This is a genomic window from Kitasatospora sp. NPDC059599 (assembly GCF_042735125.1).
In the GTDB taxonomy this organism is placed as follows: domain Bacteria; phylum Actinomycetota; class Actinomycetes; order Streptomycetales; family Streptomycetaceae; genus Kitasatospora.
Map to the genome: position 1 here is coordinate 1 of NZ_JBHWCL010000239.1, position 9,386 is coordinate 9,386.

Below are 9,386 nucleotides of genomic sequence, written 5' to 3' on the forward strand. Positions count from 1 at the left end.
CCCCTTGCGAGGGGTGCCCGCCCACCGGCATGTCTGGCGCGCGTGCGGTACGTCGGCGGACCTCCCCCGAGGACACGGCCGCCGTCCGTCGTTCCCCGGACAGGAGGCCGGGGCTGCGCGCGGAGCGGATGGTGGGGTGGGTGGTAGGTCTACTTGGGCGGCTTCTTGCCGGTGACGCCCAGGTACACCAGGGGAGCGAGGTTGGGCTTGAGGTCCTTGACCTTGACGCCCCAGGAAGTGAAGGCCTTCTGGTGCTCGGCCGCCGAAGCGAGCAGCGAGACCAGGGCCCCGGCCACGGCGTTCGGGTCGAGCGACTTGTCGGCCTGACCCTTCGCCTGGAGTTCCTTGACGGCTTCCGCGAGTGGCTTGGCGACCGCGTTGAGGACCGTCATGCGGATCTTGAAGAACCGCTTGTCCCCTTCGGCGGCACCGAGCGTGACCACTCGGAGAATGGCGTCGTTCTTGCGCCAGAAGGCGAGGAATCCGTCGACCAGTTCTTCCGAAGTGGTCGGTCCGGACTTCCCTGCCCAGGACTTTCCGGCCACCAGCTCTTTGAGGGTGTCGGCGTCCTTGGCCATTTCCTCGGCGATTTCGAGGACTGCGCCCTCGACATCCGGGAAGTACTGGTAGAAGGTCGCGGGGGAGGTACCCGCCATACGGGCGACGTCGATGACCTTGACGTCCCGATAGGGCGACGTGCTGAGCATCTCGCGGAGGCAGTCGAGCAGCTTCTGCCGCGTCTCCTGTCCGCGTCGCCCGGCGACGCGACCGTCGACGGTGCGAACTTGTCCTGTCATGCCGTCAGCTTACCGTGGCACGATCTTGGCGCGATTCGGTGATGCGACTATTACTCCGCACGGGGGTTGGTATAGCGGCATCATCCGCTTCGGACGGATATTCACGGGCCCCTGTTGAAGCCCCCCCGTGTGCTTTTGATCTCACAGCGTGACGGCGAGTTCGCTGAGGGGTGGTCGGGTGACGGAGTGTGACGAGGTGGGGTGGGTCCGGGACCATCCCGAAGTGGACGGTCCGGCCTGCGGGTGCAAGCCGGGGCCGGAGCGGGCGTCAGAATCCGGCCGTTCCGTTCCCGCTGACCCGCGAGCGCTCCCGGGGCCCTCCCGGGACGGTCGCGCGGTGCTCTCCGGGCGGGGGAGGTTGGAGATGCGCCGGGCGGCATTGGAGAATCGGGTCCGGCACCACGCGGCGGGTGCGGACAACGGGGAGGTGGCAGCGGAGTGGACCAGCTGACGGCGCACGATCCGAGGCGGATCGGGCCCTTCGAGGTGCTGGGGCGGCTCGGCGCGGGCGGGATGGGCCTGGTCTACCTGGCGCGGTCCGCGTCCGGGCGACGAGTGGCCATCAAGACCGTCCGGGGGGAGCTGGCCGAGGACGAGCTGTTCCGGGTCCGCTTCGCGCGGGAGATCGCGGCCGCCAAGACGGTCGGCGGCTTCTACACGGCGGCGGTGGTGGACGCCGACGCGGACGCGCGGGTGCCCTGGCTGGCGACGGCGTACATCCCGGCGCCCTCGCTGGAGGACCTGGTCGAGGACTGCGGCCCGCTGCCGGTGGACGCCACCCGCTGGCTGGTCGCCGGCATAGCGGAGGCCCTGCAGTCGATCCACGCGGCCGGGCTGATCCACCGCGACCTCAAGCCCTCCAACGTCCTGGTGGTCGAGGACGGCCCGAAGGTGATCGACTTCGGCATCGCGGCGGGGGTCTCCAACACCCGGCTCACCATGACCAACGTCGCGGTCGGCACCCCCGCCTACATGTCCCCCGAGCAGGCCCGGGACAGCCGGACCGTCCGGGGCGCCAGCGACGTCTTCTCGCTCGGCTCCCTGATGGTCTTCTGCGCCACCGGACACCCGCCCTACCGGGGCTCCAACCCGGTCGAGACGGTGTTCCAGCTGCTGCGCGAGGAGCCGGACCTGACCGGCATGCCGCCCGAGCTGATGGACCTGGTCCGGGCCTGCATGCAGCAGGCGGCCGAGCACCGGCCCACCCCGGCGCAGATCCAGGCCGAGCTGGCCCCGCACCTCTTCTCCCGGGACGACGCCTCCGGCGAGGCCGGGGACTGGCTTCCGGCCAACGCGCTGGAGCTGATCGAGCGCAAGCGCGGCCGCCGGTCCGCGGCTGCGCGCCCGCCGCAGGGCCCGGCCGCCCCGCCGCAGCCGCCCCCGCCGCCGTACGCGGCCCCGCCGCACCCGCAGGTCCCCCCGCAGGCCCACGGGCCCGCCGACCCGCGCACCGACGCGGCCGGCCGGCACCTGCAGCCGCCCGCCGGGCCGGTGCACACCGCGCCGCCGTCCGGGGCCGAGATCCCGACCGCGAAGATCGCCTCCCCGAACAAGCACCGCGCGCCCACCGGCGGCGGCGCCGTCGAGGTGCAGCTGTCCGGCGCCTCGGTGCGGATAGGCCCGGGGCCGCGGGCCGAGCACGAGCAGCCCGGCCCGAGCACCGCCCCGGCCACGACCGACTGGGTCCGCCGGACGGCCCCCACGCCGCCGCCGCAGCCGGCCCCGGCGGCCCGCTGGCGCCCCTGGCGGTTCCGGATGTCCAACGACGTCTGGGGCACCCCGGTGGTCGCCGACGGCACGCTCTTCATCTCCAGCTTCGAGGTGCACGCGCTGGACATCGGCTCCGGCGAGCGCCGCTACAAGACCAGGGACGTCGCCTGGGCGCTCGCGGTGGACGCCGGCCGGGTGCACGCCGCCGACGGCCCGCACCTGTACACCGTGGACGCCGCGGACGGCACCGAGCGCTGGCGCACCACGCTGGACGGCTGGGTCTACTCGCTCTCCGCCGCCGACGGCGTGCTCTGCTCCGGCATCAGGGGAGGAGGCGTCCAGCTGCGCTCGGCGGCCAACGGCGCCGAGCTGTGGCGCGCCGACGACGCCCAGCAGGACTACGAGAACCCGCAGTCCGGTCCGGTCCTGGTGGGCGGCGCGGCCTACTACTACGGCGCCGGGCGGCTGCGCTGCGTCGACCCGCGCGGTGCGGGCCTGCGCTGGTCCTTCCCGGTCGGCGAGGACGTGCCCTCGCACCCGGTCGAGCGCGGCGGCGTGCTGTACGTCACGGCCGGCACCCGGGTGTACGCGCTGGACGCGGCCAGCGGGGTCGAGCGCTGGCGCTTCGAGGCCCCGGTGGTGCTGTTCACCCCGCCCGCCCTCGACGCCGACGCGGTCTACGTGGCCGACTACCTGGGAACGGTCTACGCGCTGGACGCCGCGACCGGCCTGGACCGCTGGCGCGGGGTCACCGGCAGCCGCCAGGGCGCTGAGCCGGTGGTCGTCGCGGACGGCATGGTGCTGGTCGGCAGCGGCGAGGTGCTGTACGCCTTCGAGGCGGCGACCGGCCGGGAGCGCTGGCGCTACACGGCGCGCGGCGAGATCGTCGGCTCGCCGGCGGTGGCCGACGGGCTGGTGCACCTGGGCAGCCGGGACCACTCGCTGCACACCCTGGACCTGGTGAGCGGTCAGCTGCGCTGGGAGCTCGGCACCAAGGGCGAGCTCACCGGCTCGCCGGTGGCGGTCGGCGGGCGGGTCTTCGTCGGCTCCAAGGACCGCTGCGTGTACGCGCTGGACGCCTTCTACGGCACCGCGGTGCCCGCCCGCTGAGTCCCGTTGGCGGCGGGGCGCAGGCCCCGCCGCCGCACCGGGCCGTCAGGCCCTGCGGGCGCCCGGGTGGCGGGCGCACCAGCCCTCCCACGCGGAGGCGACCATCTCTGCCACGCCGTGGCGCGCGCTCCAGCCCAGCTCGCGGTGGATCAGGTCGGCGGAGGCCACCACCCGGGCGGGGTCGCCGGGGCGGCGCGGGGTCACCTCGGCGGTGGTGTCGTAGCCGGTGACCTCGCCGATCACCGCCAGCATCTCCTGGACGCTGACGCCCTCGCCGCGGCCGATGTTGAGCACCAGCGAGGTGTCCCCGGCCGGGTCGGCGGCCAGCCGCGCGGCGGCGGCCACGTGCGCCGAGGCGATGTCGGAGACGTGGATGAAGTCGCGCACGCAGGTGCCGTCCGGCGTCGGGTAGTCGCCGCCGAAGACCCGCGGGGCCAGGCCGGCGGTGAGCCGCTCGAAGACCATCGGGATCAGGTTGAACACCCCGGCGTCGGAGAGTTCGGGGGAGGCGGCGCCGGCCACGTTGAAGTAGCGCAGGGCCACGGTGGACATGCCGTGGGCCTTCCCGGCCGCGGCGACCAGCCACTCGCCGGCCAGCTTGGTCTCGCCGTACGGGCTCATCGGGGCGCAGGGGGTGGACTCGGTGACCAGGTCGACGTCCGGCATGCCGTAGACGGCGGCGGAGGAGGAGAACAGGAAGCGCTTGACCCCGCCCTCGGCCGCGGCCTCCAGGACGGTCTGCAGGCCGATCATGTTCTCGCGGTAGTACAGGAACGGCTGCTCGACGGACTCGCCGACCTGCTTCTTGGCGGCGAAGTGCAGGACGCCCTCGACGCCGTGCTCGCGGATCGCGGCGTCCAGGACGACGCGGTCCAGGGTCGAGCCCCCGACCAGCGGGACGCCGTCCGGCAGGCGGGACGCGTCGCCGGTGCTCAGGTCGTCCAGGACGACGACGCGCTCACCGGCGTCGAGCAGCTGACGGACGACGTGCCCGCCGATGTATCCGGCACCGCCGGTGATCAACCAAGTCATGCGGCGAATCCTAGGTGTCGGCCTCGATCGGCTCTGCGGGCGAGTCCGGCCAGCGAACCGGACAAAACGGTGAAATGCTGACAAAGATGTGCGTGCTCTCATGCCCGGGCCCTCGCGGCACGGTGACGGATCGGAGGCAGCCAGGTGAGCCGTCAGAAGGAACACGCCCGCCCGCGGCCGACCGGACCCAGGCCGACCGGGCCCGGGACGGTGCTCGCGCGGCTGCTCCTGCCGGTCGCGCTGGTCGCCGTGCCGGCCCTGGCCGGGTGCAGCAGCGGCTCGTCCTCCTCCGCCTCCTCGACGCCCCCGCACGCCTCCGGCTCCTCCCCCTCCGCCACCAAGTCGGCGGCCTCCTCCACCCCCGGGCAGAGCGGGAACCAGCTCCAGGACGCGTACCAGAAGGTGATTGCCGACGTGCTGCCCTCGGTGGTGCAGATCGTCACCGGCGACAGCCTCGGCTCCGGGATCGTCTACGACGACAAGGGCGACATCGTCACCAACGCCCACGTGGTCGGCTCCGCGACCACGTTCACCGTCACCCTCGCCAACAGCACCAAGGCGCTCGACGCCGGCCTGGTCGGCAGCTACCCCGATTCCGACCTCGCGGTGATCCGGCTGAACAGCCCGCCGAGCGCCGTCAAGCCCGCGACCTTCGGCGACTCCGGAAAGGTCCAGCTCGGCCAGATCACCCTCGCCATGGGCAGCCCGCTCGGGCTCGCCGGCAGCGTCACCCAGGGCATCGTCTCGGCCACCGGGCGGACCGTCTCCGAGCCCCAGGTCGGCGGCTCACCGGGCGCCACCATCGCCAACATGGTGCAGACCTCGGCCGCGATCAACCCGGGCAACAGCGGCGGCGCGCTGGCCAACCTGGACAGCCAGGTGATCGGCATCAACACGCTCGCCGCCACCGAGCCCCAGACCAACGGCGCGGCCGCCCCCGGCATCGGCTTCGCCATCCCGTCGTCCACCGTCATCAGCATCGCCGACCAGCTGATCAAGCAGGGCAAGGTCACCAACTCCGGCCGGGCCGCCCTCGGCATCACCGCGCGGACCAGCTTCGACCAGCAGTTCCAGCCGGCCGGCGCGGTGATCGTGGCGGTCAGCCCGGGCAGTGCGGCCGCCGCGGCGGGGCTGCAGCCCGGCGACGTCATCACCAAGATCGGCGACACCCCGGTCGACTCGCTGAACGCGCTCACCACCGCACTCGCCTCGCTCGCCCCCGGCAGCACGACCACCGTCACGTACACCCGGGACGGCAACACCCAGACCGCCGACGTCACCCTCGGCACCCTGCAGTCCCCCTAGGTCCCCCTACAGCCCGCCCCCCGGCCCCGGTACGGCGCCACCGGCCGCACTCCGTGCAAGGGTTCCGCGGACCGGCCGCCGTACCGCCCCGGCGCCGGGCCCCCGTCACTGCCTCGACGGGGGCCCGGCGCCTTCGTGTGCGCCCGGCGGTCAGCGGCGGGCCGCGCGGGTGCGCCAGGGCAGCTCGACGGTGACGGTGGTCGGGCCGCCCTCCGGGCTGTCCACCAGGAAGACCCCGTCCACCGCGCGGATCCGCTCCGCCAGCCCGGCCAGGCCGCTGCCCGGGTAGGGCGCCGCACCGCCCTTGCCGTCGTCCTGGACCAGCACCATCAGCTGGTCGTCCGAGCGCCAGACGTCGACCGCGGCGGTGCGGGCGCCGGCGTGCTTGGAGACGTTGGTCAGCAACTCGCTGACGGTGAAGTAGGCGATGCCCTCGACCGCCGAGTCCGGGCGCTCGGGCTCGCCGTCCCGGCCGGACAGGTCGACGTTCACCTTGACGCCGCCGGGGACGGTGCAGCGGGCCGCGACCGCGGACAGCGCCGCGTCCAGACCGCGGTCGGTGAGCACCGCCGGGTGGATGCCGCGGGCGAGGTCGCGCAGCTCCTGCAGGGCCAGCTTCACCTCGCCGTGCGCGTTGTCGACCATCTTCGCGGCGGCCGCCATGTCCGCCTCGCTCTCCACCTCGCGCAGCCGCTCCTTCGCCATGCCGAGGTCCATCGCCAGCGCGACCAGCCGGGCCTGGGCGCCGTCGTGCAGGTCCCGCTCGATCCGGCGCAGGTCCGCGGCGGCGGTGTCGACCACGGTGCCGCGGTCGTCCTCCAGCTCGCGCACCCGCTCGGCGAGGGCGCCCGGGAAGAGCAGCGTCTCGACCAGGATCCGGTCGACCGCGGCCATGCCGCGGATCACCCACGGCAGCAGCGGCCACAGCACCAGGACCGAGACCAGGGTCAGGGTGAAGCTGAGGATGCCCCAGGGCAGCATCAGCACGTTGTAGAGCGCCGTGCGCCAGTTCAGCAGGTCGGTGAGGTGCGCGATGGTGAAGCCGACCGTGCCCGGGCGGCGCGGGCGCACCGGCTCCGGCTCCTCGATCCGTGAGCCGTGGGCCGACCGCGCCCGGCGGCGGCCCTGGGCGCCGAGGAACCGCTGGGCGGCCAGTCCGGCGGCCAGCAGCGGCAGGCCGACCACGGTCACGGACAGCCCCAGGCCGACCGAGAGCGAGACGATCGCGAGGACGAAGCCGGCGATGCCGAGCGGCAGGTTCAGCAGCAGGTGCCCGGCCTGGCGCCACATTCGGGCGCCGTACAGGGGTGGGCGCTCCGTCCGGGCGTCCTGCTCCTCGGTGGCGTCCACGGCGCGGCGGTGCAGCGGCTTCATCCGGATCTACCGTCCCTCTTGATCGTGCGGCTGGACCAAGCTTCCCGAACGGGGGGCGGCGGGTGCCATGGGGGTGATACATCTTCCCGGCCGGGGGTTATCCCCACCCCCTGTCCCGACCGCCGGGTGTTCACCGGGGTGTCCACGGGCCGTCTTGTGGAGTGGGCAGGGTTCGGGGGGAGCGGAGCCGTCCCCTTAGACTCACGCATTGGCCATGGTTGTGGCCGTGGTTATGACTGTGCGAGGAAACGTCGTAGAACTGCCTTGAGGGGCGGATTCACGGCCGAGGTGGAGGCGAAGGCATGGAGGGGCAGCACGCGGCTGCCGTCGCGGCCGACCCGGCGGCCGGCAGCGGCTACTTCGACGCGTACGCCGCGATGGGCCTGCTGGCCGTCGTCGGGGTGCTCTTCGTGACCGTGGCGTTCACCGCCAACCGCCTGCTGCGGCCGGTGGTCCACTCACCCGAGAAACTCCTCGCGTACGAGTGCGGCGTGGACCCGGTGGGGGAGGACTGGGCGCACACCCAGGTCCGGTACTACGTGTACGCCTTCCTGTACGTGATCTTCGCGGTCGACGCGATCTACCTGTTCCCGTGGGCGACCGTCTTCGCCACCGCCGGGTACGGCGCCGGAACGCTGGTCGAGATGTTCCTCTTCATCGGCTTCCTCGCGGTCGGGCTGCTCTACGCCTGGAAGAAGGGCGTTCTGGAATGGACGTGACCCACTCCCACCCGCACGGCACGCAGGGCGGTCCCGTCCCGCTCGGCCTGCCGGACCCCGCGCACCCCGGCGCCGTCGAGCGCCGCAGCATCGGGCCGCTGGCCCGGCTCGCACCGGACCCGGTCAAGGTGGTGCTCAACTGGGGCCGCCGCTACAGCCTCTGGTGCTTCAACTTCGGCCTGGCCTGCTGCGCGATCGAGTTCATCGCCGCGTCCATGGCCAAGCACGACTTCATCCGGATGGGCGTCATCCCGTTCGCGCCGGGTCCCCGTCAGGCGGACCTGATGATCGTCTCCGGGACGGTCACCGACAAGATGGCGCCAGCCGTCAAGCGCCTCTACGAGCAGATGCCCGAGCCGAAGTACGTCATCTCCTTCGGCGCCTGCTCGAACTCCGGCGGGCCCTACTGGGACTCGTACTCGGTCACCAAGGGCGTGGACCAGATCATCCCGGTCGACGTCTACGTGCCCGGCTGCCCGCCCCGGCCCGAGGCGCTGCTCCAGGGCATCCTCAAGCTGCAGGAGAAGATCGCCGAGGAGTCCCTGCCCGGCCGCTACACCGCGCCCACGGCGGCGCTGCGCCGACCGCTGGTGGCGGGGCCCCAGTCCGGGGCCAAGGCCGGGCCCCAGTCCGGGTCGCCGACCGGGTCGCCGGCCGGTTCCGAGACCGGGGCTTCGAACGAGGGAGGGGTCTCGTGACCACGGCCGAGCAGTGCGCGGCGTCGGTCGGGGAGTGGGCGACCGGCGCCGAGGCGTACGGGCTGATCACCGTCGACGTCCCGGCCGAGAACTGGATCGAGGCGCTCACCAACGCCCGGGACGTCCTGGGCCTGGGCTTCTTCGACTGGCTGAGCGCCGTCGACGAGCTCGCCGAGGGCTTCTCCGTGGTCGCGCACCTCGCCGCCGTCGAGGCGCCGGGCGTCCGGCACCTCGCGCTGCGCACCAGGGTGCCGCGCGACGGGGCGGCGCTGCCGACCGCCGTCGCCGTCTACGCCGGTGCCGCCTGGCACGAGCGCGAGACGCACGAGATGTTCGGCATCGACTTCCCCGGGCACCCCCACCTGGCCACCCTGCTGCTGCCGGACGGCTTCGAGGGGCACCCGCTGCGCAAGGAGTTCGTGCTCGCGGCCCGGGTCGCCAAGGACTGGCCGGGCGCCAAGGAGCCGGGCGAGTCGGACCACGGCGGCGGGCCCGCCCGGCGCAAGATGCAGCCGGCCGGCGTGCCGGACCCGAACGAGTGGGGCCCGCTCAAGGGCACCCTGCCGCCGGTCGCCGCGCGGCCCGCCCGCGGTGCGCGGGCGGCCGGCGCGGCGGCGCGCACGCCCAGGGCGGCCGCGGCC

The 9,386-nt window shown here is 73.5% G+C and carries 8 protein-coding genes; 5 read left to right on the plus strand and 3 right to left on the minus strand.

The features are described 5' to 3' along the window. Nucleotides 1–149 precede the first annotated feature (149 nt). Nucleotides 150–797: a TetR family transcriptional regulator gene (locus ACFV04_RS42210; RefSeq protein WP_030055725.1), complete on the minus strand. Its 648-nt coding sequence runs from the start codon at nucleotides 795–797 to the stop codon at nucleotides 150–152. 438 nt (nucleotides 798–1,235) lie between these two features. Between ACFV04_RS42210 and ACFV04_RS42215 the strand changes: the two genes are divergently transcribed. After that, nucleotides 1,236–3,617 (plus strand): PQQ-binding-like beta-propeller repeat protein, encoded by a 2,382-nt coding sequence (locus tag ACFV04_RS42215; protein ID WP_380348599.1) that lies wholly within the window; start codon nucleotides 1,236–1,238, stop codon nucleotides 3,615–3,617. A gap of 45 nt (nucleotides 3,618–3,662) precedes the next feature. Here the strand turns inward: ACFV04_RS42215 and galE are convergent, their stop codons facing one another. Beyond that, nucleotides 3,663–4,649, minus strand: a complete 987-nt coding sequence (gene galE / locus ACFV04_RS42220) for a UDP-glucose 4-epimerase GalE (protein WP_380536414.1) — start codon at nucleotides 4,647–4,649, stop codon at nucleotides 3,663–3,665. A 210-nt stretch (nucleotides 4,650–4,859) separates the two neighbouring features. Between galE and ACFV04_RS42225 the strand changes: the two genes are divergently transcribed. Beyond that, a complete protein-coding gene (locus ACFV04_RS42225) occupies nucleotides 4,860–5,954 on the plus strand; it encodes a S1C family serine protease (protein ID WP_380348639.1) in 1,095 nt (364 codons plus the stop codon). 150 nt (nucleotides 5,955–6,104) lie between these two features. Here the strand turns inward: ACFV04_RS42225 and ACFV04_RS42230 are convergent, their stop codons facing one another. After that, nucleotides 6,105–7,328, minus strand: a complete 1,224-nt coding sequence (locus ACFV04_RS42230) for a sensor histidine kinase (RefSeq protein ID WP_380348597.1) — start codon at nucleotides 7,326–7,328, stop codon at nucleotides 6,105–6,107. 302 nt (nucleotides 7,329–7,630) lie between these two features. Between ACFV04_RS42230 and ACFV04_RS42235 the strand changes: the two genes are divergently transcribed. From ACFV04_RS42235 to ACFV04_RS42245, 3 genes are all read left to right on the plus strand, one after another. Beyond that, nucleotides 7,631–8,047, plus strand: coding sequence for an NADH-quinone oxidoreductase subunit A (locus ACFV04_RS42235; RefSeq protein ID WP_360253053.1), 417 nt, complete (start codon nucleotides 7,631–7,633; stop codon nucleotides 8,045–8,047). Further along, nucleotides 8,038–8,745, plus strand: a complete 708-nt coding sequence (locus tag ACFV04_RS42240; protein ID WP_380536416.1) for an NADH-quinone oxidoreductase subunit B — start codon at nucleotides 8,038–8,040, stop codon at nucleotides 8,743–8,745. Before ACFV04_RS42235 ends, ACFV04_RS42240 begins: the two co-directional genes overlap by 10 nt. Beyond that, a partial coding sequence (locus ACFV04_RS42245; RefSeq protein WP_380536417.1) for an NADH-quinone oxidoreductase subunit C occupies nucleotides 8,742–9,386 on the plus strand: 645 nt, incomplete at its 3' end. The genes ACFV04_RS42240 and ACFV04_RS42245, both read left to right, overlap by 4 nt.